Here is a 24,708-nt window from a genome sequence, read left to right as displayed (position 1 = left end):
CCGCCGGCCCGCCCACACCTACGCAAATCCGGCTTCACCCTCGAAGACCGCGCCCGCGAGGCCCCCCTGGGACAACCGCTACTGGGACGTCCTCCACATGGCCGCCCTACGGGAGGAATGGCTGAGCACTCACTGATACGTCCCGCCGGCCGCCGCCCGCTTCCGCCTCCTCGCCCGCACCACGAGTACGACCACAAACACCACACCACAGACAAGCGCAGCCCACAGCGCCAGGCCGATCGCCACCCCGACACCAAATCCAATTCCGCTGCTGCTGCTGCCATCCCCCTCAGGAACCATGACCTCCGCAGAGGGCTCGTCCGTGGCCTCATCCATCGGAGGAGGCGTACCCCGCGATTCCTTCCGCCCGACCAGGGGATTGTCCTGAGACCCGTTGTCCACGGCCGGATTCGCTTCCAGAGCCTTCGCCGGTGCAAGGAGCCCGTACCCGTACCGGTTGTTCGGCACCGCCGACCCATCGGCCGGAGGCGTGGCCGACTTGATCATCCGATTGATCACCTGCCCGGCGGACAGGTTCGGGTACTTGGAACGAATGAGTGCCGCAGTCGCAGAGACATAGGCAGTGGAGTCCGAGGTGCCGTTCCTACGCTCGTAGCCCGTCGATGACTTCAACGCGGAACGGTAGATCCCCACGCCAGGAGCGGTGAGCGTGGTCTCGACGCCCGACGTGGAACGGTCCCATGCTGCCCCGTTGGAGTCCACAGCCCCCACGGCTACAACCCCGGGGAAAGCCGCCGGATAATCAGCGCCAAAGCCAGAGCCGCTGTTGCCGGTACTGGCCACGAGCACGACGTCCTTCGACACCGCATAGTTGACAGCTTTACGCAACTTCGAGTCGAATCGATAATTACCTCCGAGAGAAATATTGACGACCTTCGCACCGTGATCCACCGCAAACCGAATCGCGTCCGCGAAATCGTTCTGCTGGGAATCAGGCGTCGGCTGGGGATCCGAGTCGCCGCTGTCGGTTACCACCTTCACCGGAAGAATCTTCGCCTTCGGGGCCAGGCCCATAACCCCTTCCCGGGAACCATGTCCATGCCCCGCGATCAGGCTGGCCATCCCGGTGCCATGGCCGTCGGTGTCCACGCGGCCGTCTGAGCTCGCACCGGAGAAGTCAGCCCCAGGAAGCACCTGCCCGCTCAGGTCCGGCTGCTCCTGGCTCACCCCGGTGTCAATCACACCTACGACCACGCCGTCACCTTGGCTGATCGGCCAGACCTTCGCTTCGGCCTCGAACGTCTTCAGAGCCCATTGCTGATCCCTGATCTGATCGGCCGACGCCGCTGGCACGGCGAAGCCCACCATCAGTACCCCGGCGGCCAGTGCCGCCGCACCACGCGCCACCCGGCGGCTCGTCAAACCTGGTCACCTCACTCAGCGAGGCATCCCGCAGGTCACCGACCTGCGGGATGCGATCAGATCACCAGTCCGTCCACGGACCGGCTTCATTCCACCACGTTCGGGTTGGCCGGCTTGTCTGACGCCCAGGTCTCGTCGTCCTCGACGAGGTAGTCCGGCCGCTTGCCACCCTTCTCCCGATCCTTCTTACGTCCTTGCGCCCCGCTCAGCGGGACACCGGGAGAGGCACTGTTCGCGCTCGGTGCAACCGGCTCAGCCCGGACCCGGTTTCGTGCTCCCAGCCCGGATCCGCCTTCCGTAAAGGCCTGCTTACCTCGTGCTCCGGCCCCCGGTTTCGCCGCCTCTCCGGCAGCCCCGCCCGGCCGCGCCAGAGACCCTGCCGACTGCTTGCCGCCGGGCACTCCGCGGACTCCTGCGCCGGTACCCGGATAAACCTCGCCGCCGCCGACTCCCCCGTTGCGCGACCCAGGACCCTCCACCCGCGTGACACCACCCGGGATCTCCCTGCTGCCGGAGCCGACCTTGCCCTGGCCAACAACCGGCCCGACCGGCGAAAGGGATGTGTTCGGGCCATTAGAACGGGCGGTCTCATGCCCGCCACCGCCCCCGAACGGCCCGTTGATAGGGGTCCCGGTCTGGACAGTGTCCAGTCCTGAGGTCTGGGTCCCGGCGAGCACGGGACTCGGCAGACTCCCATTCGGCAGAGGCACTGGCCTGCCGGAGATTCCTTCAGCGGATCCTTGGCTCGATGAGCCCGACGACTTCAGGGGAACCTGAGCTGTTCCCCCTTTGATCCCCGAGTCGGCCGGAGCAACAGACGCACTCCTCGATACGGAGCGAGCCTGCATCGAAGGTTGGGAGGACTTCAAACGCTGCGGCGGCGGAACGCTCGTCCCCCTTGTCGATACACCCACCGACGTACCAGACATCATCGCAGCCGCCGTCGCCGCAGCTCCGATCGGATCGTCTTGCGGTCCGTCCGCACGGTCGTCCTTCGGCGCTGGTGGCTTCTTAGGGTCATAGGGCGGCGGAGCCTTCAGAGCCGGGGTCGCGATGCGGTAGTGCATGGCGAGGGTTTGCATGATGGTGGCGGCTTCGGCCTTTTTGCGGTCGGCGATGGGGATGTGTTCGTCGTCGCTGTCGCTGAAGACGGCGGAGACGCCGTCGCCGACGGTGTCCTTGAACTTGTCCCAGTTGCCGGGTTCTTCGGGCATGTCGCGTTTGGCCTTGGCCATGGCCTCGGAGACGTTGTGGAGGATGTTGGCCGCGTCGTTGGCGTAGGCGGCGGCGTTGTTGATGCTGGCGGCCAGGTTGAGCATGCGGGTGTGGAAGGCGTCGCTGGTGGTGCCTTCCCAGGTGGTGGCGGCTTCGGTGCTGGCTTTGGTGAGGGTGAGGCGGATCTGTTTGAGGGTGTCGGCAGCGGTGCGCCAGGGGTCGCCGGCGGCCATGACCGTGCCGGGGTCGAGAGCCTGTGCCATGGCGCGGAGTTGGGCGTGGCTGTATTTGGTGAAGTCGGTGTAGACCACGGGCGGTTCGCCTCCGTTCGTGTCCGGGCGGGCGGCGGTCAGATGGTGGCGTTGCCGCGGTTGGACGGGGTGAGGTTCTTCTCGTACGCGGCTTGGCTGGTTGTGGAGGGTTGTTCGACGGACCAGCCGTCGCCGCCGAGTTTGAGTTTCTGCGCGGTGTGCTGGTCGTGTTCCTCGTACGTGGTGGCGGTGAGGTCGGCCTTCTGCTGGGCTTCGTTCACGGCTTCTTGGAGCTGGTTGAGGACGTCGCGCAGCGCGTCCCGCATGGTGCTGTAGCGGTCGTGGATCTCGGTGGCTTCGGCGAAGGTGCCGAAGGTGTTCTTGCCGACGCCGCTGCGTCCGTGTGTGGCGGTGCCGTCGGCGTGTTTCTGGAAGTCGGCGAGCAGGAGCCGTACTTGGCCGGCGAAGGTGCGGAGTTGTTCGGTTTCGACGCGGTAGCCCTGTCCGGCTCCGCCGGTGGATCCGGTACCGGTGCCGGTACCCGTCCCCTTGCCTGTCCCCGTGCCTGATCCCATCTCGGCGCCCCCCGTGCGTCCGTCCCTGGCGGTCGGGGCCGGGCCCCGGTGTCTCATGTCTAACACACGGGGCCCGAATCCCGCCCGGGGCTTGGTCAGTTCGCGGTCGTCCCGCTGCGCTGGGCTTCGGCGAGGGCGCGGCGGCACAGGGAGTCCGCGTGTCGGGTGGTTTCGGGGAGGCGGTAGCGGTGGGCGAGGTCGAGGGTGGTGCGGACGGCGGTGTCGAGGCCGATGCGGTGGCCGACGGAGACGAAGACGGGTTTGACTCCGGGTCGGGTGCGGACGGCGCGGCCGACTTCTTCGCCGGTGGTGGGGTCGGTGAGCGGGGTCCAGGAGCCGCGGGGTGCGTCGGGTTCGTGGTGGTCGAAGGTGAAGGGGGTTTTGGCGACGCCGAGGGTGCGCAGGCCGGTGAGGACGCCGAGGTGGCTGGCGAGGCCGAGGCGGCGGGGGTGGGCGAGGCCGTAGCCGTCGCAGACGACGGTGTCGGGGGTGTGAGTGAGGGCGGCCAGCGCGTCGAGGACGGCGGGCAGTTCGCGGAAGGCGAGCAGTCCGGGGACGTAGGGGAAGGCGATCCGGCCGACGGCGGTGGCCTGTTCGACGACGTCCAGGGTGTCCTGGTCGAGCAGGACGGCGGCGGCGACGACGAGGTCGCGGTCGTCGTCGTAGGCGACGTCCACGCCGGCGATCAGTCCGCTGGGGGGCTCCTGGTCGTCGTGGGCCTGGACGAGGGGGCGCAGTCGCTGTTGTTCGGCGAGCGCCTCGGCCTCGGTGGTGGGCCAGTCGGCGGGAATGGGCACGGTCGGTTCCCCCGGTGAGTGGTGATGGTGCGCTGCGGCGCGTGGTGGTGCGTAGTGGCGTGTGGTGTCGACAGGTTCCGCTTCACCGTACAGACCGGGGCGGACGACCCTGGGGTGAGCCCGTGCGCCCCCTGTGCCCCCGGGCCGGTGGATTAGCCTGGAGGTAGCGAACTGCCTTGCCGGGTAGGACTTCTGGAACCGGCACCATTCCCGCCCGTTTCCTCCGACGTGCGAAGGACCCCCGCCATGCCGCGTCCCTCCGCTGCCCAGGCCTGCCTCGGCTCGTTCACTGTCGTCGCCGCCACGGTGGCGCTGCTGGCTGTCTCGGGCGCCTCGGGCGTCCTGGCGGTCGCGGTGCTGGTGGTGTTCTCGCTGGCGCTCGGCACCGTGGTGACGGTGCTCTCGCTGTCCGCTTCGGCCACCGCCGGGAAGCCGGGCCCGGCCGGGACCTCCCCCGCCACCCCGGCGTCCGCTGCAACCCCGGCCACCCCCGCCACCCCGGCCTCCCCGGCCGCCCCTGCCACCCTTCCCGCCGCCGCCGAACGCGCGTACGCCCGGCAGCAGTGATCCGCCGCCGGGCGCGGGCGCGTTCCGTGCCGCCGCTCAGACGTTCGTGGTGACCACCACGGTTTTCGCGGCCTTGTCGTGCACGCACTGCCGATACGGCTTGTCGAAGACGCCGAAGATCCCGTCGATGACCCACCAGAGCGCGGCGCAGCAGAGTACGGCCGGGAGGATGAAGACCGCCGAGCGGGTCCAGGCGGCGGACTGGGTGGGGGTGTTGCCGTCGATGAGCATGGCGACGCGGATGTTCATCGCCTTCTTGCCGAGGGTCTGGCCGTCGTGGCTGAGCATCAGGGCGTCGTAGATGAGGTAGATGCCGCAGGCGAGCCAGAAGGCCTCGGCCGAGCCGTTGCGTTCGCTGAGGTCGACGAAGGGCGCCACCACGAGCACGGCGATAGCCTGAACGATGAGGTAGTCGATCAGCCGGGCGCCGATCCGCTTGGGCCAGGTGCCGAGCGGCGGCATGCCGGGGACCGGTCCGGCGCCGGGGGTCCCGTATGCGCCGGGGCCGTAGCCGGTGCCGTAGCCGGACGGGGGCGGGCCGTACGGGTTCTGGCCGTGCGGGTTCTGACCGTGGGCCGGTCCGCCGTACGTGGTTCCTCCGTAGGTGCCCTGGTACGCGCCGGGGCCGCCGGCCGCACCGTCGGGCGGGCCTTCCGACGTGCCTTCCGACGGGCCCTCGGACGGGGTCGGGCCCGACGGCTCGCCTTCCGGCGTGCCGCCGCCCGGCTGCGGGGACTGCTTGTCGAAGGAGGGCTTGCCGCCCCCCTCCGGCTGGGAGCCTGAGGGGTCGTGGGTGCTCATGCCCCGAGTAGAACATCGCACATTCTTGAGGTTCGGGATATTTCGTCCGTTTTGCTGCCTCGGGCACGGAAAGGGCCGAGGGCTGCAGGGCCCACCACCTCAGCTGCGGAGCCCACCGTCTCAGGCCCGCACCACCCGGGTCCGGGCCGCTCGGTCCTGCCACCCGCGCCTCGCCGGACGGTCGAACACCGGCCAGACCAGGCCGAGCAGCAGCACCACGCCCACCTGTCGGACGGCCCACCGGAGCAGCGAGCGGCCGAGGCTCAGCCGGGTCTTGGCGGCGGGGGCGGCGGCGTCCACCACGCGGATCCGGGCCAGCCTCTTGCCGAAGGTCTGGCCGGTACGGGCGATCGGCAGCACCTCGTGGAGCAGGCTGACGAAGAGCAGGATGCCGATCAGCACGGCGATCTTGCCCAGCACCACGTCGTCCACCAGCCAGACCTGGACCTGACGGCGGGTGAGGGCGCTGGCCATCCGGGCCTGGTCGAGCTTCTGCTGGAGGTGCTCGGACACCGAGTTGCCGAGTGGGATGCCGGCTGCGACGGCGACCACCAGCAGCACGGCGGTGTCCACTGCCCGGGCCGCCAGTCGGCGTCCCAGCCCGGCCGGCACGGCGGCGGGGGCCGCGGAGCGACGACGGGCGGCGGCCTGCCGGGCCGGCCGCACGGCGGGCAGCGGAGTGGTGGGGGCGACTGCGGCGGCCGCGACCGGCCCCGTGGACGCAACAGGCCCAATGGACACAGCGGACACGACGGACGCAGTGGGCGCGGCCGGGCCCGACACCGAGATCGCCTGCTCCGAGGCCGCGCCCGAGCCCGAGCGCGTGCCCGCGCCCGTGCCCGCCATCGCTTCCTCGATCACCGACGCCGTGACCGCCGGCGCGACCACCACCGGCACCGCGCCCGAGGCCTCGACGAATGGCGTCGGGGCCGCCCGCACCACCGCCGCCGTGGCGGGCGCGACGGCGGCGGCCAGTTCCACGCCAACAGAAGCGCGCTCCGGTTCCGCGCGCCCCTCTTCCTCCTCGGACGCCCCCGGAAGCACCCCCCAGGAGACCCAGCGCGGCGCATCGCCGGTGTCCATCAGTCCCCGTTGCGCCCGCGGATCGGCCTGCCATCCCGACTCCCCGGGCATCGCCTCGGCCGCGGCCACCGCCTCGGGCGCCGTACCGACCACCGGCTCGTCGATGCCCCCTGCCGTCGGCCCGACGGTCCGGAACACCGGCCCGCCGATCACCTCCGCCACCCGCGGCCCGAGCACGAAGGACGCCCCGCCCGAGGTCTGGTCGAAGTACACCGGCCCGGTGTCGCCCCCGCCCGCAGGTGTCCGCCCCTCCGCCGCAGGCGCCGACACCGGCACCGACATCGGCACGGCCGCCGGAACCGCGGCCACCGGCACCACCGGCGGCGGCACCGCCCGCGCCGGCGGCCCGGCCTGGTTGGGCCGGCGGGTCGCGTACCGGGGCGGCTCCAACACCTCGCCCTCGGCGGGCGAGGGTCGGCTGGTGCCGGGCACCCAGGCCGAGCCGCCCCAGTACCGGACGAAGCCGGGGATGGAGGGGTCGGGGTAGTAGCCCGGCTCGGGTGCGACGGCCGGGTCGCCGTCGGCGAAGGAGCGGTCCGTCATGGGGGTCTTCTTTCCTGGCAGGTCCTGATGAGGGCAAGGAATGGGGGGCAAGGAAGAGGCGAGGAAGGACGAGGGACGGCGACGTAGGCCACGGGGCGGCCGGTGGATCGGCGTGGTTCGACTGCGACGTGTCCGCCCGCGCGCACAACCCGGCGCAGGGTCGGCCCACGGTCGGCGCTCGGCGGGCATGGGGGCGCCACCGATCGGCGGACAGTCGTCGGACAGTCACAAAGGGTAGTACCTCGCCGAAGTCGCGACGGGAAGTTCGCGAATCCCCGGACAGCTGAGGGCCGCTCGCGGTAGAGAACCAGGCGCGCGAGCAGCATGCGCGCGCCATGCAACCGCCCGTTCACCACCCCTCGCCGAACTTCCCAAAGAAATCCCGGAAACGTGTGTAAGAGCCGGTGCGGACCGCCCTCTCAAAGGTCACAGGGCCCGGAACCGGGCACGCCCCGAAGGCGGAGAGGAAGACGATCATGGAACGCCCCGTCAGCGTCGTCGAGCACGAGCTGGAACTCAACCTGGTGCTCTCGCCGGAGCACAGCGTCCCCGTCCCGGCGCGGCTGTCCTACGGCAGCCACGACCCGTACGCGGTCTACATCACCTTCCACCTGGACACCGGCTCCCCGGTGACCTGGGTGTTCGCCCGCGAGCTGCTGGTCGAGGGCACCTTCCGCCCGTGCGGCCAGGGCGACGTGCGGATCTGGCCGACCCGCTCGGGCCGGCGCAGCGTGCTCTGCCTGGCGCTGAGCTCGCCCGCCGGGGACGCGCTGCTGGAGGCGCCGCTGCCGGCCGTCGCGGCCTGGCTGGAGCGGGCGCACCGGCTGGTGCCGCCGGGCAGCGAGCTGGCCGCGCTGGACCTGGACGGCTCGCTCGCCGAGCTGCTCGCCTAGGCGTGCGTCACAGCGCGCACCACAGCGTGCGTCGCGGTGTGCACCGGCACGTGCCCGATCGAGGGGGCACACGACGGAGCACGCGAGGGAGCAGGAGCGGCGCCCCCGCCGGCTCAGCGGGCCGCGGGGGCCTGCTGACGGCCGCGGGCGGCGTCCGGGCCGCCGTCGCGCTGTCCGGGCAGCCGGACTGGCGGAGCGCCGGCGGAACGTCGCCGCGCCCTGATCCGGATCGCGGCGGCGAGCAGGAAGCAGAGTCCGACCCACGGGTAGACCGAGGTCGGCAGCTGGCGCCACGGTGACATGTGGAGGACGGCCGGGCCGAGCGGCTTCGCCGCCCACATGGCGAACGAGAGGAAGGCGACCAGCGTGGCCCAGAAGACGGCCCGCCAGCGCAGTCGGCGGACGCCCGCCGGGCGGGCGTGCTCGACGGAGGCCTCGGCGGCGAGCAGGACGAGCAGCGGTACGCACCAGACCCAGTGGTGGGTCCAGCTGATCGGCGAGATCAGCACGGCGGTGACGGCCGCGCAGCAGACGCCCCAGGCCTCGGCCCGGGGCAGCCAGCGGCCGCTGCGGGCGGCCCAGGCGGCGACGGCGAGGCCGGCCAGCGCGACCAGGCCGGCCCCGAGGGTGGCGACGGTGCCGGGCTCGGCGGTGTGCAGCAGGCGGGCGAAGGCGCCGCGCAGCGACTGGTTGTCGACGATCTGGGTCTTGCCGACCCGGGAGGAGTCGTAGAGGTACTTGGTCCAGAAGCCCCAGGTCGCGTCGGGCAGGACGAGGGCGCCGAGCAGGAAGGTGCCGAGGAAGGTGAGGCCGGCCACGAAGGCGGCCCGGATCCGGCCGGTGATCAGCAGGTAGACGGCGAACAGGCCGGGGGTGAGCTTGATGCCGGCGGCGATGCCGATCGCCACGCCCTTGCTGCGGCGTTCAGCCGGACGGGTGAGATCCCAGAGGATCAGGCAGGCGAGCGCGAGGTTGATCTGACCGTAGCGGAGCGTGGTGAAGACGGGCTCGAGCCAGACCCCGAGGCCGGTCACCAGGATCACGCCGATCGGCCGCAGCTCACGGCGCGGCCAGCCGACCAGCTTGAACGACAGGTGGGTCAGCAGGGCGAGCAGCCCGAGGTTGCCGAGAGTGATCGCGACCCGGAGGAAGGAAACCGGGAACCAGGTGGTCGGCACGAACAGCATCGCCGCGAACGGGGGGTAGGTCGCGGGCAGGTTCCACTCGGTGACGCGCAGCCCGTACAGGTCGGTGCCGTTGGCGACGGCGGCGCCCTCGGCCCGGTAGACGATCATGTCCACCATCGAGGTGTGGACGAAGTGGCGCACCACTGCGTACACGACCAGGGACAGCAGCGCCAGCGCGGAGGCGGCCAGCAGCGGACGGCGGGGGGCCTCCCGCACGGCCTGGACGGGAGCACCGAGCGTCCGGCGCAGCCGGTCCGACAGCGGGGCGGGCGAGGGATCGGGTGCGGTCCGCACCGGGCTGCGCTCGTCTTGCACCGCTGTCACTGCCCACTCCGTCCACCGCTCGGCCAACCAGCGACGATACCGGATGCCTCCCGAACGGGGCCGGACACGTTCGACTACACAGTGTGACAGCAGGGCGCCGGCCGCCCGAGCCCTGCCCGCGGGCAGCTCACGGGCAGGGCACGGGCGAACGGCGTCCCGGCCTCGGAGAGGCCTCAGCCCGTGTACGCCCCCAGGGCCCGGGTGAAGTCCAGCGGCTGCTGGACGACGCTGCTGCAGGTGGCGTCGGCGTAGGCCTTGGCGCCGCCCTCGCAGGCCTTGTCCCGGGTGCCGGACCACATGGCCAGCCAGGCGAGGTGCTTGGCCGTGGCGAAGTCGGCGAGCTGCTTGGCGTCGGCGACGGTGAAGACCTCGCTGGCCACGTCGTTGACGCCGATCATCGGGGTGACCGCGACCTTGCGCCAGGCGGCCGCGTCGTCCAGCCCCAGCACGCTCTTGACCTGGGCCTGGGTGGCGGTGGCCGCGGCGATCGCGTACGTGCCCATCCGGCCCTGCGGGTTGGGGGCGACGCCGTCGCCGAAGTCCATCGCCATGATGTTGACGGCGCCGATCGCGACGCCGTTGGCCTTGGCATCGGCGACCAGGTTGACGCCCTCCTGGGTCAGGCCGGAGGGCAGCGCGGGCAGGGTGAAGGAGACGTCGAGGGCCTTGCCCTCGGCGGCGGCGTTCTTCTGCAGCTGGGCGACGGCCTGGGCGCGCCGGGTGTTGGCGGCGGTGTCGGCGATCGCGCCGCCCTCGACGTCGAAGTCCAGCTTGGTGGCGCCGTACGCGTCCACGACCTTCCGGTACGCGGCCGTGAGGTCGGCGGTGGAGCCGCAGGCGAGGGCGAGCTCGCTGCCGTTGGCGCCGCCGAAGGAGATCCGGACGTCGCCGCCGGTCGCCCGCAGCGCGCCGATCTGGGCGGCCACCGCGTCGGCGGACAGGTCGCTGACGCCGCCCCACTTGGGCACGCAGCCGCCACCGGAGACCACGAAGGCGAGGTTGAAGGTCTTCACGCCGCTCGCCTTGGCGGTGGCCGCCAGGTCGTACGGCGGGTAGAGCGAGGTGTCCACGTACGGGGCGAAGCCGGCGCCGACTGGCGGAACGGGCACACCGGTCGCCGTGGGGGTGGCGGTCGGGGTGGGGGTCGGCGCCGGGGTGGTCGGCTTCGCCGTGGCGGTGGGACTGGGCTTGGCGGTCGCGGTCGCGGTCGGAGGAGTCGTCGGAGAGGCAGTGGCAGTGGCAGTGGCGGTCGGACGCCCCGAGGGGGTGGGCGCGGTCCCGTCGCCCGCCTTGCAGGAGGCCTTGTTGATCAGGCAGTTGGCCGGCTCGGCCTGCGCTGCGCCCGCGCCCTGGGCGACGAAGCCGACCACCACGCTCTTGCCGGGCTCCAGCCGCTTGCTCCAGGCCTCCGGCCTGACCGTGACGTGCTGCCCCTCGGCGGTGTAGGTGGCGTTCCAGAGCGAGTCGATCTTCGCTCCGGCCGGCAGGTCGAAGCTGAGCGTCCAGTCCTCGATCGGGCTGCTGTCCGGGTTGGTGACCAGGTACTGGCCGGTGTAGCCGGCGTCCCAGGTGCTGGTGCGGCTGTAGACGGCGCCGAGCGAGGCCGCGCTGGCCGAGGAGGCGAGGACGACCGTCCCGCCCACGACCAGGGCGGCGGCGACCGCGGCGGCCCCGATGATCGCGCCCTTGCGGCCGCGCCTGCGGTGGCCGGAGCGGCGGGTGGGCTGGATGGTCATGGCGCGTTACCTCCGCGGGTGCCTTCGGTCGGCCGCCGTCCGGGCACGGGGGTGCCTGCGGATGTCCGGTCGGCCGGTCCGGCTCGGTCGGGTGACCGGCGCGACCGACGCTAGCGGCGGCCGGGGGGCCGAACCGGCGTACTGAGCGAGGGGTAGAACTCCCTTAGGCCGCAGTTAAGGAAGACCCCTCGAAGACCCCCACCCAAGACCCCGGCAAGACCCCCGCCAAGACCCGCACCGAGCCCCCGCCGCGTCACAGTCACTGCGTCACCGCGTCACCGCTGGAAGAGCGCTCCCCGGCTGCGCCGCCGCCCGGTCCGCGTGAGCGCCGCCTCCTGCGGCCGGGTGCGCAGCCGTAGCCGGGTCTCGGCGCCGCCGAGGACGGCGGAGCGGCCGAGCGCGAGGTCGCCGCCGGTGGCCTCGGCGAGCTTGCGGACGATGTCCAGGCCGAGGCCGGTCGAGCCCTCCCCGCCGTGGCCCTCGCCGCGTTTGAGGGCGGCGGCCGGGTCGCTGTACCCGGGTCCGGCGTCGCCGACCAGCACGATCACCGAGCTGTCGGTGGCCAGTACGTCCACGGAGAAGGCGGTGCCGATGGCGGTGTGCCGGAAGACGTTGCCGAGCAGCGCGTCGACGGCGGCCGCCAGGTCGCCGCGCTGGACGGGTACGGGTGCCGCCCGTTCGGCGCCGGCCAGCTGCCAACGGCGCCCCTCGTCCTCGGCCAGCGCGGACCAGAAGCCAACCCGTTCGCGGATCACCTCGGCGGCGTCGCAGCCGACCGTGACGGCGGGCGCGTCCTCGGGGGCGCGGCGGGCCGAGCGGATGATCTGGTCGACCTCGCGCTCGAGTTGGGCGACCGCGTGCCGGGTGGCGTCGGCCGCGTCGCCGTCGCCGAGCGAGGCGGCGTTGAGCCGCAGTACGGTCAGCGGGGTGCGCAGCCGGTGGGACAGGTCGGCGGCCAGTTCCCGTTCGGCGGCGAGGAGTTGGACCACCCGGTCGGCCATGGTGTTGAACGCGTGGGCGGCTTCGCGCAGTTCTTCGGGGCTGCCGTCGATCTGCTGGCCCTCCACCGGGACCCGTACGGCGAGGTTGCCGGCGCCGAGCGAGCGGGCGGCGCCGGCGAGCCGCCGGGCGGAGGCGACGATCCGGTTGCCCATCCGGTCGGCGACCAGCACCGAGATGGCGACCAGGCCGAGCGCGACGGCGGAGAGCACCAGCCAGGCGGTGGTGACGCCCCGGGTGAGGTCGCTCTCGGCCACGAACACCTCGACCACGGCGGTCCGCCCGGTGTCCACCGCGACCGGCTGGAGCAGTGCGTAGCCGCCGGGCACCTGCACGGTGAAGGAGCGGCCCTGCCCGCCGGCCGTGGCCACGTCGCCGTCGGCGGCCCGGCCGTCCCCCAGGGTCGGGCCGCCGGGCCCGCCCGTCCCGGGGGTCTCGGGCTGCCCCGCGGCCGGCAGGTGGACCGCCATCCGTCCCTGCCCGCCCGCGTCCGTGCTGGCCAGGGCCCGGGTGACGGCGTCCTGGTCGGTGGTGATCGCCAGGGCCGGTCCGAGTGCCGCCGCCTGCCGGTCGGCGGCGGTGAATGCCCGGTCCCGGGCGGTCTGCTGGACCATCAGGCCGAGCGGGATGAGGAAGGCCAGTGCGACCATGGTGGTCCCGGCCACGGCGGCCTTGATCAGGGCCCAGCGCAGCGAGTGCCCGAACCTCCTCATGTCCGGTGCCCCGCCGGGCCCCTGGTGGCCTCCAGCCGCACCCCCACGCCCCGGACGGTGTGCAGGTAGCGGGGGTTGGAGGCGGTCTCGCCGAGTTTGCGGCGCAGCCAGGAGAGGTGGACGTCGATGGTCTGGTCGCCGCCGTAGGTCTGCTGCCAGACCTCGGCGAGGATCTCCTTGCGCGGCACGACCACGCCGGGCCGGGCGGCGAGGAAGGCCAGCAGGTCGAATTCACGGCGGGTCAGGTCGAGCGGCCGACCGTCCAGGGAGGCCTCACGACGCTGGAGGTCGATGGCCAGGCCGCCGACCCGCAGGACCTGGGCGACGGGTGCCGCGCCGCTGCCGAGCCGGCGCAGCACGGCGGCCATCCGGGCGCTGAGGTGCTCTCCGGAGAAAGGTTTCACCAGGTAGTCGTCGGCACCGTCGTTGAGCAGCCGGACGATCTCGGCCTCGTCGTCCCGGGCGGTGGAGATGATCACCGGCACGTTGGTCAGGCCCCGGATCATCTTGAGTGCCTCGCTGCCGTCCAGGTCGGGCAGGCCCAGGTCGAGGATCACCAGGTCACAGCCGACCTGGGCGACCTCCCGCAGCGCCTCGAGTGCGGTGCCCACGCTGCGGACCGCGTGGCCGGTGTCCGTCAGGTGGCGGATGAGGGCGGAACGTACGAAGGGGTCGTCCTCGACCACGAGCACTGTTGCCATGGGCCTGCACGGTACGCCATCGGCGGACAGTGGTCTGTACCTCGGGGGCCGGTCCGGACATTGTGCAACTGCCCTGAGGAATACCGGGGGTGCCGGTCTCGGACAGGGGGAAATACGGCAGGATGTGCGGACGATGCGGAACGGACTGGTACAGCTCGGCGCCTGGGCGGCGGCCACCGGGGCGGCGGTGGCGCTGTCCTGGTTCGGCGTGCACGCGGTGCTGACCGGCGCCGCGTTCGAGCGGCCCACGGCACTGCCGCTGCCCTCCCCGAAGGCCGACGGCACGCCGTACTCCCCGACCGCCGCCCCCGAGCAGCCGCGCTCGGCGGCGCAGTCCGCGACCCCGGCCCAGCCGACCTCCCCGCCCGCCACCGCGACGCACGGGCCGGCCCCCGTCACGACCGCCCCGCCGCCCACCCGCCGGCCCGCGCCGACGCCCACCGCGACGTCCACGGTCAGGAGCTATCCGATCCCGGGCGGCAAGGTCGCGCTGGACCTCCAGGCCGACCGGGCCTCGCTGGTGTCCGCCACCCCGGACCCGGGCTGGCAGATGCAGGTGTGGGACGGCCCCCAGTGGATGCGGATCGACTTCACCAGGGACGCCCAGGCCAACTCGGTCTTCGTCTCCTGGAACGGGCACCCCCCGACCGTGGAGACGGCCGTCCGCTAGCAACCCGTCCGTTCGGCACGCCGACGGCCCGCCCGGGAGTCGCTGGTCAAGCCGTGCCCCGGGGCGGGAGAATCGGCCGCGCCGCTGTACAGAATGCCCACCGGAGGACGGTGCCGCGATGACCCCCGCCCCATCCCCGAGCTCCCCCAGCTCTCCCAGTTCCCCCGGCCCGGCCGACCCCGTCGCCCCGCAGGGCGCCGTCGCGGGCAGCACGAACGACACCATCGACGCCCTGGACGGCCGGCTGATCCGGCTGCTCGCCGAGGAGCCCCGGATCGGGGTGCTGGAGTGCTCGCGCCGGCTGCAGGTCGCCCGGGGCACCGTGCAGGCCCGGCTGGACCGGCTCCAGGCCAAGGGGGTGATCGGCGGCTTCGGCCCGGAGGTGGACCCGGCGGCGATCGGCTACCCGGTGACGGCCTTCGCGACCCTGGAGATCTCCCAGGGCCAGGGCACGGACGTGCGGGCGCACCTGGCGGGCGTGCCGGAGGTGCTGGAACTGCACACCATCACCGGGATCGGGGACATGATGGTGCGGATCGTGGCCCGTTCCAACGCCGATCTGCAGCGGGTGATCGACCGGGTGGTGGGCTTCGACGGGATCGTCCGCTCGTCCACCGCGATCGTGCTGGAGAACCCGGTGCCGTACCGGATCCTGCCGCTGGTGGACCAGGCCGCCGCCGAGTAGGACGGGGTCCGGCCGTCGGCAGGGCGCGCCCGGTCAGCAGGCGGGGACGCTGCCGCCGCTCTTGAGTGCCTGCAGCACCGAGACCGCCTCGCCGAGCGTGCCGACCGGCACCAGTCGCAGCGACGCCGGCGTGTTCACCTTGGCGTCCGTGCACTCGTCCCTGGGGAGCAGGAACACCGTCGCGCCGTCCCGGGCGGCCGCCTGCGTCTTCAGCGGGACGCCGCCGACCGGGCCGACCGTGCCGTCCTTGTCGATGGTGCCGGTGCCCGCGATCGTGCGCCCGCCGGTGAGGTCGCCGCCCTGGCCGTCGCCGGCGAGCTTGTCGACGATGCCCAGCGCCAGCATCTGGCCGGCGCTCGGGCCGCCGACGTCGCCCAGGTCGACCTTGACCTTCACCTGGTCCGGCGACAGGTGGAGGTAGCTCAGCGCGGCCGCGGTGGCGCTGTCCTGCGACTCGGCCATCTGCTGGGCCGTGACCTCCTCGGCCTTGGCCGGGTTGCCCTGCGGGTAGACCGTGTCGGTCGGGCGGACCGCCTCCTTCGGATTGAACCAGGCCTGCATGGACCGCAGGAAGGTGTTGCGCTGGTCCGGGTTGGTCGCCGTGATGGTGACCATCCGCAGCTCGCCCTCGGTGGTGCGCAGTGGTGCCCCGGTGATGGTGAGCACCGGCTTGTCCTGGTAGCTGCCCAGGGTGTCCGCGGTCAGGCCCGGCCAGGTGACGGTGTACGGCAGCGGGACGAAGGCGGCCACGCCGAACAGCGCGGTGACCAGCGCTCCGCACAGCGCGAGCGCGCGGGTCCGCGGGGCGGTGAGGGCCTTGGAGAGCTTGGTGTCGGACACAAGGGGAATCCAAACACACCCGACGCCCCGCCGTGGTGCGCCCGCTCGCCTCGGGGCGATCGGGAGCGGGGGCGCTACCTCGGGGCGCTCGGGGCGGGGGCGCTACCTCAGGGCGTCGGCCACCTCGGTCGCCGCCTCCACCACCCGGGGCCCGACCCGCTCGGGCACCATGCCGTTGAGCATCACCACGCCGACGCTGCCCTCGATGCCGCTCAGTCCGAGCAGCGCGGCGGCCGCCCCGCACGCCCCGGACTGCTCCTCCGCGCGGGTGATGACGAAGCCCTGCTCGGGCCGCCGCTGGCTGGGGAAGGTGCGGGCCTCCAGGATCGCCCGTCCGGCCGCGCTCTCGGTGAGCGGGTGGCGCAGGCCGGTCCGGTAAGCGACGTGGAAGTCGGTCCAGCTCGGCTCGACCACGGCGACGGCCAGCGCCTCGTTGCCGTCCACCAGGGTCAGGTGGGCGGTGGCGCCGAGGTCCTCGGCGAGGCTGCGCAGGGCCGGCAGCGCGGCCTCGCGCAGCAGCGGGTGCACCCGGTGCGCGAGCCTCAGCACGCCGAGGCCGACCCGGGCGCGTCCGCCGATGTCCCGGCGGACCAGGCCGTGCTGCTCCAGGGTGGCCAGCAGCCGGTAGACGACGGTGCGGTTGACGGCCAGCCGGGCGGCGAGTTCGGTGACGGTGAGCCCCCGCTCGGAGTCGGCGAGGAGTTTGAGGACCCGGACGCCTCGGTCCAGGGTCTGGGAGGTCTCGGCTGTCACGACGGGCAATCCTTTCCGCGGCGCTCGCGGGGCGGGCGGCGCCGGCCGGGGGTCGGTGTCGCGCGCAGGTGGGGGTGGCCGCGCTCGGGCCGTACGCGGTGTCGTCCTTGACGCCGGTACGGTCCTGCGACGCCGTCCCGCGGGGGGGTTGCCCGGCGGAAGAGCGTGGGGGAAAGGTAGTGAAGGAAATGTCGCGGCGGAAGTGGTTGTCCAAAATTCGGGCGTGATCGACTTCAACATCGCCGCAGATTCCGGACAAACGCCCCCAATTCTCCGGGCAGATCAGGGCATGCGTTCGACTCAGGTCCGAAGTCCGGACACTCCCGGACACGGACCACAGAGTCGGACCACAGGGGCGGACCGCAGGGTCGAACCGCGCGCTCCCGCCGAACCGTTACTTCGCCCACTCCCGGATCTTGGCGATCCGCGCCGTGAGCTGGTTGGCGGTGGCCTGCGCGGTGAGCGGCCCGCCGCACTGGCGGCGCAGCTCGTTGTGGATGGTGCCGTGCGGCTGGCTGGTGCGGTGGTGCCAGGCGGCCACCAGCGCGTTCAGCTCCTTGCGCAGCTCGCGGAGCTCCTGGTGGGTGACGACCGGCCGCTGCTCGGCCGGCAGCTCCAGCAGGTCGGCCTCCTCGGCGGGCTTGGTCTTGCTGCGCTGGATCTGCCGGTGCTGGCGCTTCTGCAGCAGCATCTGCACCTGGTCCGGCTCCAGCAGGCCCGGGATGCCGAGGTAGTCCTCCTCCTCCTCGCTCCCCGGGTGGGCCTGCATGCCGAACTCCATGGCGTTGTACAGCACCCGATCGAAGACCGCGTCGGAGCCCAGCGCCTCGTAGGAGAACTCCTCGCCGCCCGCGCCGTCCGGCCCGTCGTTGGCTCGTTCGGCCTCGGCGAGCAGCCGGTCCTCCTCGTCGAAGAGGCCCTCGCCCTCCTTCTTCGGCCGGTCCAGCACGTGGTCGCGCTGGACCTCCATCTCGTTGGCGAAGCCCAGCAGCATCGGGATGGTCGGCAGGAACACCGAGGCGGTCTCGCCGCGCTTGCGGGCGCGCACGAAGCGGCCGACGGCCTGGGCGAAGAACAGCGGGGTGGAGATCGAGGTCGCGTACACCCCGACGGCCAGCCGGGGCACGTCGACGCCCTCGGACACCATACGGACCGCGACCATCCAGCGGGAGGTCCCGGCCGAGAAGTCGGAGATCCGCTGGGACGCCTCGGTCTCGTCGGAGAGCACCAGGGCGACCTTCTCGCCGCTGATCTCGCGCAGCATCTTGGCGTACGCGCGGGCCACGGTCTGGTCGGTGGCGATCACCAGCCCGCCGGCGTCCGGGATCGCCTTGCGGACCTCGCTCAGCCGCCGGTCGGCGGCCTGGAGCACGGCCGGGATCCACTCGCCCTGCGGGGACAGCGCGGTGCGCCAGGCCTGGGCGATCAGGTCCTTGGTCATCGGCTCGCCGAGCCGGGCCTCCAACTCGTCGCCGGCCTTGGTGCGCCAGCGCATGTTGCCGCTGTAGCTGAGGAAGATCACCGGGCGGACGACATGGTCGGCGAGGGCGTGTCCGTAGCCGTAGGTGTAGTCGGCGACGGACTTGCGGATGCCGTCGCCGCCCGCTTCGTACTGGACGAAGGGGATCGGGTTGGTGTCCGAGCGGAACGGCGTACCGGTCAGCGCCAGTCGGCGGGCGGCCGGCTCGAAGGCCTCGAAGCAGGCCTCGCCCCAGGACTTGGAGTCACCGGCGTGGTGGATCTCGTCCATGATCACGAGGGTCTTGCGGGCCTCGGTGCGGTTGCGGTGCAGCATCGGGTTGACCCCGACGCCCGCGTAGGTGACCACGATGCCGTGGTACTCCCGGGACAGCGGCCCGGAGGAGTACCCCGGGTCCAGCTTGATGCCTATCCGCGCGGCGGCCTCGGCCCACTGCTTCTTCAGGTGCTCGGTCGGCGCGACCACGGTCACCTGCTGCACCAGGTGGTTGTGCAGCAGGTACGAGGCAAGGGTGAGCGCGAAGGTGGTCTTTCCTGCGCCCGGGGTGGCGACCGCGAGGAAGTCACGCGGCTGCGACTCGATGTACTTGTCCAGCGCGCCCTGCTGCCAGGCCCGCAGCTTGCCCGCGGTGCCCCAGGGGGCACGGCCGGGGAAGGCCGGCGACAGGTGGTGCGAGCCGACGGGCGCGGCATGGCCGACGGCCCGGACGGGCTCCTGCGGCTCCGACGTGTCGGAGAACAGCGGCATCGAGGAGGCGGCGGCAGTACTCACGGTCTCCGAGGGGGATCATCGCAGGTCAGGGGCGGTTTTGCGGCCCCGCCCCGCGGTCGGGCGGCGATCGGACAACCCGCCCAGCCTACCGGTCCGGCGCCGTTCGGGCCTCCAGGCGAGGCCTCGCGCCCGGCTCGCGCGGCCGGAAATCGATGTGACGCGGCTCACGTCCGATCGCTCTCGAAACCCGGTAATCACGGCGGTCACCAGGACTCTCACCAGGGTGAGGCCGCACCGACCCCCTGCCCCCAGCGCGGCCTCGCACCGAACCGAAGGGACCGCCCGTGCGCACCGTCGAAGAGACCGTCCAGGCCCGCCTGATCCTCTCCCCCCACCGCTCCGCCCGGCTGCGGGTCGTGCTGTCCTACCTGCCGGAGGACCCGCTGGCCGTACGGATGGCCTTCCCGGCCGAGTTCTCGCTGGACGAGGCCGAGGAGGGCCAGAGCGCCGAGGACATCGTCTGGGTCTTCGCCCGCCGGCTGCTCTCGTCCGGCATCGAGCTGCCGGCCGGCGTCGGCGACGTCCACGTCCGGCCCGCGCTCGGCCGCCGCACCATGGTCGAGCTGCGGGCCCCGGAGGGCACCGCGCTGCTCCGGTTCGACACCGGCGACCTGCGCCGCTTCCTGTGGCGCAGCCGGCTGCTCGTCCCCGAGGGCGAGGAGCACCTGCACCTGGACGCCGACCGCGCCCTCGCCCAGTTGCTCGGCTGACGGGCGAGCCGGCGTCCGGGAGCGCCCCCCGCGCTTCCGGGCCGCCTCTCGCCCGCCTGCCACTCGCCCACCCAGTCGCCTGCTCGCCCCTCCCTCAGCCCGACAGCTTGCGCATCAGCCGGACGCCCTGCGCCGCCGTCAGGTGCGGCAGGTACGCCTTGCCGATCGCCCTCGTGATGCCGGGCAGCGCGGCCGGGTCGGGGTAGGCCATGTACATCGGCCGGTACTCCGGCTGGAACTTCGCCTTGAACGCGAGCAGCGAGCGGAAGCCGTACACCGGCTCCAGCGCCTTGCCCATCCAGTCCAGCATCCGCTGCAGCCCGGTGGGCCCCTCGTCCTGCCCGGTGCGGGCCAGCGGCGCGCCCGACAGCGACAGGAAGCGGGCGCCCTCCTCCTTGAAGCCGAGCGCGGCCGAGGCGATCAGGAACTCGCTGACACCGCGGAAGCCGTCCGAGCGCCGGCGCATGAAGTCCAGCGTCCAGCCGACCGGCACGCCGTTCTCGTACACCGGCATCCAGCTGGTCAGCCCGTGCACCACCCGCTGCTCGTCCACCGCGACCAGCACCCGGACGTCCGGGTCGTCCAGCTCCTCCAGCCCGCCGAGCGTGAAGCCCATCTCCGGCAGGCCCTTCTCGGAGACCCACTCCTCGGAGATCGCCCGGATCTGCTCCCGCAGGGCGAGCGGCGCCTCGTGGTACGCCCACCACTCCGCGGTGATGCCCTGCTTGCCGGCCTTGTTGAGGGCGGTGCGGATGTCCTGCCACTTGCGGCCGGTGAAGGCCAGCTCGGGCAGCGGGACCACGGTGTCCTCGGCGACCTGCACCGAGCGCCAGCCGAGCTGCGCGGCGGCGTCCCTGGTCTGCCCGTAGACGCTGTAGAAGCACGGCGTCCAGCCGCGCGCGTCGCAGTACCGGGCGAAGCCGGCCACCGCCCCGGCCCGGTTCTCCGGCGCGCCGAACGGGTCGCCGGTGGTCAGCGCGATGGTGCCGATCACCCGGTAGGCGACGCCCGCCCGGCCCTGCTCGTCGAACCAGTAGTGGTTGCCGTCCCAGGTGGTGATGAAGGACAGCGTCCCGCCGCCGTGCTCGGTCAGCAGCGCCCTGGCCCGGGCCGCCGCCTCCGCGTCGGTGTGCAGCACCGGCCGGCGGAAGGCCGACAGCAGCGCGACCAGCGCCACCACCCAGAACGCCAGCCCGCAGTACGTCTCCAGGAAGCGCGCCACCGATCCGACCGCGATCGGGTAGTCCGGTGTCAGGTCGTTGTACGCGGGCGGCAGGAACTGCGCCGGCAGCCCGTGCAGCAGTCGGCGGACGTTCGCCCCCGGCTCGAACTGGTCGGCCACCAGCCGTCCGAGCCCGACGTACGCGGCCGAGGAGAGGAGCGCGGCGCAGCCCGGCACCAGGGCCAGTCGGCGCACCGACCGGCCGGACAGCCGCACCCGGAACCGCTTGTGGGTGGCCAGCAGCAGGCCGGTGGTCAGCAGTGGCAGCAGCATCGCCTCGACGAAGTACTGGACCACGTCCCGGCTGACCGGCCCGGCGTCCAGGTACAGCCAGCCCAGCAGCGCCACCCAGAGCAGTTCGGTGGCGATGGTGACCAGCCAGGCGAACCGCAGTCCCCTGCGCAGCCCCTCGGCGAGCACCAGCAGCAGGGCCGGGAACAGGGCGGCCATCAGCCGGCCGGGGGTGTCGAAGATCCGGACGACGGCGTGTGCGCGGGCGCAGTCGTGCGCCGAGAGCGAGCAGAAGTCGGCGACCTCGTCCGGGCTGAGCCGGTGGGAGAAGTACAGCTCGGAGAAGGCGTTGAACGGTCCGCTGGCGTTGTCGTACAGCGAGGCGATCAGCGGCCCGAAGGCGGCGACGACCAGGCAGAGCGCGACCAGCACCCGGGTCTCGGAGTGCGAGGAGCGGTGCGAGCGCAGGTACGGGCGGCCGCGGCTGAGCAGCGCGCCCACGCCGAGCCCGGCCAGCGCGGCGGCGCACCGCTGGACGCTCTGCAGGTGGCCGACGTACAGCGTCATGACCAGCGGGACGAGCAGCACGAGCAGGTGCAGTCGGCGGCGCCAGAGCACGGTGAGCCGGTACCCGAGGACCCCGGCCAGCGCGAACAGGCCGACGCCGGGGCCGACCGAGATCTGGTCGGCCACCGAGGCGGTCCACTGTTCCCCGGCCGAGGAGCCGAACGCGATGAGCCCGGCGCCCAGCAGGGTGCCGACGACCTGCCCGCCGACCAGCACCGCGAGGGTGCGCAGGCGGCCGAGCCGGTGTTCGGCGGCCGGGCCGACCAGGAGCAGCAGCAGGCTGGTGAACACGTACGAGCCGCTGCCGGAGCACCAGGCCATCGAGGTGACCGGCGTCCACCAGTGGCCTTCGCCGAGCGTGGGCAGGCCGACCCCGGCCTGCTCCAGCAGCCGGTCGGACGGCCCGCTGCCCAGGCTGCCGGTGGCCGCGCCGACCAGCCAGAGCCCGGCCAGCAGCGCCAGCGTCAGCGGCGCCGCGCGCAGCCGGGAGCCGAGCGCCCGGGCCGCCCGCCGCACCCGCTGCGGGCGCGGCTCCGGCGTCCGGGTGACCGGCGCGCGGTCCGCGCCCCGCTCGGAGTCGCGCCGCGCGCCCCGCTGGCCGACGACCCGTTCGGACGTCTGCGCGTGCTCGCCGGCGACCGCGGTGCCCGCCCCGCTCACCGGGTCAGCCCGGTCTGTTGGGCGATCCACGGGATCTGCCGGACGATGCCGGGGCGGAAGACCACCCAGCCGTGGCCGCCCGGCATCAGTTCGAACTTCGCCTTCATCCCGGCCCCCTGAACAGCCTGGTAGATCTTCTCCATCTGCGGCCTGAACTCGTCGTCGGTCTCGCCGACGAGGAGGGCGACGCTGGTGTCCGGGAACTTCCTGCGGGCCATCACGTGGACCGGGTCGACCGCGTCGAACTTCTTCGCGTCGCCGCCGAACGCGGCCCTGATGGTGCCCTCCCGGTTGCCCAGGGTCGGCTCGTCCTGCCCGGACATGTCCAGGACGGTGCCGTACACGTCGGGCGCGTTGACGCCGAGCTGGAGCGCGCAGGTGCCGCCCATCGAGGCGCCGCCGATCGCCCAGCTCTTCCGGCTGGTGGCGGTCTGCAGGTTCTCGTGGATCCAGTCGGGAACGTCCGACGCCAGGTAGGTCTGCATCTTGGCGAGCTTGGAGTCCATGCAGAGCGTGTTGAACCAGGTCGAGCCGAGCTCGTCGGGCATCACCACGATCGGCGCGAGGCCGTTGTGCTGCGCGGCGAACGCGTCCATCGTCTCGTTGATCTGCCCCGAGAGCACCCAGTCCCCCGGCGCCCCGGGCTGGCCGGTGAGCATGACGACCACCGGCAGCAGCGGTCGCGGGGTGGCCTGGTAGGCGGGCGGGAGGTAGACGTAGGCGTCGCGGGCCTTGAAGCCCGACCTGAGGCCGGGGATCGGCACCACCGAGACGGTGCCCTTGTCGGGCAGGTTCGCCGGGGCCTGCCAGACCTCGTCGAGCACCTTGTCCGGCGGGGCGGCCACGGTCTGCCCGACCTTCGCGGGGACCAGCCCGCTGGTCTTGGTCAGCCACGGCGCCAGCATCACGCGCCCGCTCGGGTACTGCCCGAAGCCGATGTTGACCTCGGAGGCGGCCATCAGCAGCACCAGCCCGCTCAGGCCGAGCGCGATCCCGCGCCGCCGCCAGGTGAGCCGGCGGATGCGGTAGCCGACCAGGCAGAACCCGAGCAGGGCGATGGCTATCCACCAGGTGACGTACTCGGGCGTGCCTTCCGGGAAGGGGTGCCACCAGCCGTCGACCACGACGTCGAGCAGCAGGCTGAGGGCGGCCGCGGTGGCCAGCGCGGCGGGCAGGCGGAACCGCCACCAGCTCCGGTCGCGGCCGACGGCGAGCGCGAACAGCGCCGCCCAGCCGGCCGCGAGCACGGCGTGCGGGATCGGGCCCTCGGTGAGCGGCCAGTCGATCGGATTCCAACGGGTGGCAAGGGTGAGCGTGCTCATGCGGCTATGCCCGGATGGGTGGTGTCGGCCAGGAAACCGTAGGCGACGACGTTGCCGTCGTAGCCGTGTTCCTCGCTGTACGCGCCACCGCAGGTGATCACCCGCAGCTGCGCGTCCGAGGCCTGACGGTAGACCCGTTCGTCCGGGAAGTCCTTTCGATCGTGCACTTCGATGGCGTACAGCTGGTAGACGGCGGTGGCTCCGTCCGCCCGGGCGATCTCGATCCGGTCCCCCCGACGGAGCGCGCCCAGATGATAGAAGACGGCCGGACCCGCCTTGTTGTCGACGTGCCCTGCGAGGATCGCGGTGCCGCGCTGACCGGGGCTGGCCCCACCGCGGTACCAGCCCGCCAGGTTACGGTCCGCCTCGGGCGGGGCCTGCAGGTGGCCCTCGGAATCCAGCCCGAGCGTGGTGACCGGGGCGTCCAGGCGGACGGCCGGGATGCGGATCCGGGTCGGCGCGGACGGCCCCAGCGGCGGGACGACGGAGACCGGCGCGATGCCGGCCTGGGCCTGGCCGCCGTCCGGGGCGGGCGGCAGCACCGGCGAGCCGCCGCCGTGCAGCAGCCAGGCACCGAGCACCAGCGCGGCTCCCGCCGCCAGGGTGCCCGGCCAGGGGCTCCTGCTCTGCTGGACGCCCACGGGCGCTCCCCTCTGCCGACGGAATCCCGCTTCCTGGGAGTTTCCTGGGAACAATTCAACCGGATCGGACTGTAAAGCACGTCCATACGATGGTCATACTGACACCCGCCGATCGGCAGGGCTGCCGGCCGCTTTCCTGCCCGACGTGCGCGGCCGGTCGCGGAGCGCGACGAATACCTCCCGCCGGCGATCACTGCGGGCACCGCGCCCGACACGAGCCAGCGACGGTTCTACGGCCGCGATCGGTTGCGGCGTTCGGGCGATCGGTTACGACCATCCGCTGCGCCTCTTCGACCACTTCCGCCCGCATGCCATGCTGACGCGGTTACGGGTTCGATCCCCCGGATGTCAGATCGGACCCCGCACTCCCGCACGCTGCCGCCCGCCT

The 24,708-nt window shown here is 72.7% G+C and carries 21 protein-coding genes; 5 read left to right on the top strand and 16 right to left on the bottom strand.

Features of this window, described 5'->3' with window-relative positions; all coding sequences use genetic code 11:
• Positions 1-129: 129 nt before the first annotated feature.
• The 4 genes from mycP to ACZ52J_RS19945 all read right to left on the bottom strand — a co-directional run bounded on the left by mycP (position 130) and on the right by ACZ52J_RS19945 (position 4,221).
• Positions 130-1,383: a type VII secretion-associated serine protease mycosin gene (gene mycP / locus ACZ52J_RS19960; protein ID WP_465620379.1), complete on the bottom strand. Its 1,254-nt coding sequence runs from the start codon at positions 1,381-1,383 to the stop codon at positions 130-132.
• A gap of 86 nt (positions 1,384-1,469) precedes the next feature.
• Entirely contained in the window at positions 1,470-2,909 is a 1,440-nt protein-coding gene (locus ACZ52J_RS19955) for a WXG100 family type VII secretion target (RefSeq protein ID WP_465620377.1), read from the bottom strand.
• 38 nt (positions 2,910-2,947) lie between these two features.
• Positions 2,948-3,424 carry a type VII secretion target gene (locus tag ACZ52J_RS19950; protein WP_360496845.1) on the bottom strand — a complete coding sequence of 159 codons (477 nt, stop codon included), beginning with the start codon at positions 3,422-3,424 and terminating at the stop codon, positions 2,948-2,950.
• Positions 3,425-3,519: 95 nt separating this feature from the next.
• The gene (locus ACZ52J_RS19945) at positions 3,520-4,221 is read right to left on the bottom strand and encodes an endonuclease V (protein WP_465620375.1); all 702 of its coding nucleotides are present in this window, start codon (positions 4,219-4,221) and stop codon (positions 3,520-3,522) included.
• Between the two features lie 246 nt (positions 4,222-4,467).
• On the opposite strand from ACZ52J_RS19945, the gene ACZ52J_RS19940 reads away from it, so the two are divergent.
• On the top strand, positions 4,468-4,788 hold the full coding sequence (locus tag ACZ52J_RS19940; protein WP_465620373.1) for a hypothetical protein: 321 nt from the start codon (positions 4,468-4,470) through the stop codon (positions 4,786-4,788).
• A 36-nt stretch (positions 4,789-4,824) separates the two neighbouring features.
• On the opposite strand, the gene ACZ52J_RS19935 is transcribed toward ACZ52J_RS19940, so the two are convergent.
• Together ACZ52J_RS19935 and ACZ52J_RS19930 are read right to left on the bottom strand one after the other, a co-directional pair.
• Positions 4,825-5,589, bottom strand: a complete 765-nt coding sequence (locus ACZ52J_RS19935; protein WP_465620371.1) for an RDD family protein — start codon at positions 5,587-5,589, stop codon at positions 4,825-4,827.
• A gap of 120 nt (positions 5,590-5,709) precedes the next feature.
• On the bottom strand, positions 5,710-7,215 hold the full coding sequence (locus ACZ52J_RS19930; protein ID WP_465620369.1) for an RDD family protein: 1,506 nt from the start codon (positions 7,213-7,215) through the stop codon (positions 5,710-5,712).
• A 476-nt stretch (positions 7,216-7,691) separates the two neighbouring features.
• Between ACZ52J_RS19930 and ACZ52J_RS19925 the strand changes: the two genes are divergently transcribed.
• Positions 7,692-8,108, top strand: coding sequence for an SsgA family sporulation/cell division regulator (locus ACZ52J_RS19925; protein ID WP_350634093.1), 417 nt, complete (start codon positions 7,692-7,694; stop codon positions 8,106-8,108).
• Between the two features lie 113 nt (positions 8,109-8,221).
• On the opposite strand, the gene ACZ52J_RS19920 is transcribed toward ACZ52J_RS19925, so the two are convergent.
• The 4 genes from ACZ52J_RS19920 to ACZ52J_RS19905 form a co-directional block, all read right to left on the bottom strand.
• On the bottom strand, positions 8,222-9,619 hold the full coding sequence (locus tag ACZ52J_RS19920) for a glycosyltransferase 87 family protein (RefSeq protein WP_465620367.1): 1,398 nt from the start codon (positions 9,617-9,619) through the stop codon (positions 8,222-8,224).
• 173 nt (positions 9,620-9,792) lie between these two features.
• Positions 9,793-11,355, bottom strand: coding sequence for a glycoside hydrolase family 18 protein (locus tag ACZ52J_RS19915; protein ID WP_465620365.1), 1,563 nt, complete (start codon positions 11,353-11,355; stop codon positions 9,793-9,795).
• A 275-nt stretch (positions 11,356-11,630) separates the two neighbouring features.
• A complete protein-coding gene (locus ACZ52J_RS19910) occupies positions 11,631-13,067 on the bottom strand; it encodes a sensor histidine kinase (RefSeq protein ID WP_465620363.1) in 1,437 nt (478 codons plus the stop codon).
• On the bottom strand, positions 13,064-13,768 hold the full coding sequence (locus tag ACZ52J_RS19905; RefSeq protein WP_465620362.1) for a response regulator transcription factor: 705 nt from the start codon (positions 13,766-13,768) through the stop codon (positions 13,064-13,066). The genes ACZ52J_RS19910 and ACZ52J_RS19905 overlap by 4 nt, the downstream gene beginning before the upstream one ends.
• Before the next feature lie 133 nt (positions 13,769-13,901).
• Between ACZ52J_RS19905 and ACZ52J_RS19900 the strand changes: the two genes are divergently transcribed.
• Both ACZ52J_RS19900 and ACZ52J_RS19895 read left to right on the top strand, forming a co-directional pair.
• Positions 13,902-14,438, top strand: a complete 537-nt coding sequence (locus tag ACZ52J_RS19900; protein ID WP_465620360.1) for a hypothetical protein — start codon at positions 13,902-13,904, stop codon at positions 14,436-14,438.
• A 118-nt stretch (positions 14,439-14,556) separates the two neighbouring features.
• On the top strand, positions 14,557-15,123 hold the full coding sequence (locus tag ACZ52J_RS19895) for an Lrp/AsnC family transcriptional regulator (RefSeq protein ID WP_465620359.1): 567 nt from the start codon (positions 14,557-14,559) through the stop codon (positions 15,121-15,123).
• Positions 15,124-15,156: 33 nt separating this feature from the next.
• Here the strand turns inward: ACZ52J_RS19895 and ACZ52J_RS19890 are convergent, their stop codons facing one another.
• The 3 genes from ACZ52J_RS19890 to ACZ52J_RS19880 form a co-directional block, all read right to left on the bottom strand.
• On the bottom strand, positions 15,157-15,963 hold the full coding sequence (locus tag ACZ52J_RS19890) for a S16 family serine protease (RefSeq protein WP_465620357.1): 807 nt from the start codon (positions 15,961-15,963) through the stop codon (positions 15,157-15,159).
• A 102-nt stretch (positions 15,964-16,065) separates the two neighbouring features.
• Complete coding sequence (locus ACZ52J_RS19885; RefSeq protein ID WP_355671840.1) at positions 16,066-16,716, bottom strand: IclR family transcriptional regulator; 651 nt, start codon at positions 16,714-16,716, stop codon at positions 16,066-16,068.
• Between the two features lie 394 nt (positions 16,717-17,110).
• A complete protein-coding gene (locus ACZ52J_RS19880) occupies positions 17,111-18,943 on the bottom strand; it encodes a DEAD/DEAH box helicase (protein WP_396288879.1) in 1,833 nt (610 codons plus the stop codon).
• Positions 18,944-19,251: 308 nt separating this feature from the next.
• Between ACZ52J_RS19880 and ACZ52J_RS19875 the strand changes: the two genes are divergently transcribed.
• Positions 19,252-19,677, top strand: coding sequence for an SsgA family sporulation/cell division regulator (locus ACZ52J_RS19875; protein ID WP_465620355.1), 426 nt, complete (start codon positions 19,252-19,254; stop codon positions 19,675-19,677).
• 94 nt (positions 19,678-19,771) lie between these two features.
• Here the strand turns inward: ACZ52J_RS19875 and ACZ52J_RS19870 are convergent, their stop codons facing one another.
• The 3 genes from ACZ52J_RS19870 to ACZ52J_RS19860 are packed head-to-tail and all read right to left on the bottom strand — an operon-like array spanning position 19,772 to position 24,320.
• Positions 19,772-22,357, bottom strand: a complete 2,586-nt coding sequence (locus ACZ52J_RS19870) for a bifunctional lysylphosphatidylglycerol flippase/synthetase MprF (RefSeq protein ID WP_465620353.1) — start codon at positions 22,355-22,357, stop codon at positions 19,772-19,774.
• Positions 22,354-23,679 carry an alpha/beta hydrolase gene (locus tag ACZ52J_RS19865; protein ID WP_465620351.1) on the bottom strand — a complete coding sequence of 442 codons (1,326 nt, stop codon included), beginning with the start codon at positions 23,677-23,679 and terminating at the stop codon, positions 22,354-22,356. Before ACZ52J_RS19865 ends, ACZ52J_RS19870 begins: the two co-directional genes overlap by 4 nt.
• Positions 23,676-24,320 (bottom strand): class F sortase, encoded by a 645-nt coding sequence (locus tag ACZ52J_RS19860; RefSeq protein ID WP_360496800.1) that lies wholly within the window; start codon positions 24,318-24,320, stop codon positions 23,676-23,678. The genes ACZ52J_RS19865 and ACZ52J_RS19860 overlap by 4 nt, the downstream gene beginning before the upstream one ends.
• Positions 24,321-24,708: the final 388 nt, after the last annotated feature.

Source organism: Kitasatospora sp. NPDC034035 (genome assembly GCF_055575755.1).
This window is presented reverse-complemented; position numbering and strand designations above follow the sequence as displayed.

What these genes read in the sequence shown, in the direction of transcription:
- ACZ52J_RS19910 (WP_465620363.1), bottom strand. Translation starts at nt 13,067, where the DNA reads ATGAGGAGGTTCGGGCACTCGCTGCGCTGGGCCCTGATCAAGGCCGCC.
- ACZ52J_RS19905 (WP_465620362.1), bottom strand. Translation starts at nt 13,768, where the DNA reads ATGGCAACAGTGCTCGTGGTCGAGGACGACCCCTTCGTACGTTCCGCC.
- ACZ52J_RS19880 (WP_396288879.1), bottom strand. Translation starts at nt 18,943, where the DNA reads ATGCCGCTGTTCTCCGACACGTCGGAGCCGCAGGAGCCCGTCCGGGCC.
- ACZ52J_RS19900 (WP_465620360.1), top strand. Translation starts at nt 13,902, where the DNA reads ATGCGGAACGGACTGGTACAGCTCGGCGCCTGGGCGGCGGCCACCGGG.
- ACZ52J_RS19915 (WP_465620365.1), bottom strand. Translation starts at nt 11,355, where the DNA reads ATGACCATCCAGCCCACCCGCCGCTCCGGCCACCGCAGGCGCGGCCGC.
- ACZ52J_RS19935 (WP_465620371.1), bottom strand. Translation starts at nt 5,589, where the DNA reads ATGAGCACCCACGACCCCTCAGGCTCCCAGCCGGAGGGGGGCGGCAAG.
- ACZ52J_RS19865 (WP_465620351.1), bottom strand. Translation starts at nt 23,679, where the DNA reads ATGAGCACGCTCACCCTTGCCACCCGTTGGAATCCGATCGACTGGCCG.
- ACZ52J_RS19930 (WP_465620369.1), bottom strand. Translation starts at nt 7,215, where the DNA reads ATGACGGACCGCTCCTTCGCCGACGGCGACCCGGCCGTCGCACCCGAG.
- ACZ52J_RS19895 (WP_465620359.1), top strand. Translation starts at nt 14,557, where the DNA reads ATGACCCCCGCCCCATCCCCGAGCTCCCCCAGCTCTCCCAGTTCCCCC.
- ACZ52J_RS19940 (WP_465620373.1), top strand. Translation starts at nt 4,468, where the DNA reads ATGCCGCGTCCCTCCGCTGCCCAGGCCTGCCTCGGCTCGTTCACTGTC.
- ACZ52J_RS19950 (WP_360496845.1), bottom strand. Translation starts at nt 3,424, where the DNA reads ATGGGATCAGGCACGGGGACAGGCAAGGGGACGGGTACCGGCACCGGT.
- ACZ52J_RS19925 (WP_350634093.1), top strand. Translation starts at nt 7,692, where the DNA reads ATGGAACGCCCCGTCAGCGTCGTCGAGCACGAGCTGGAACTCAACCTG.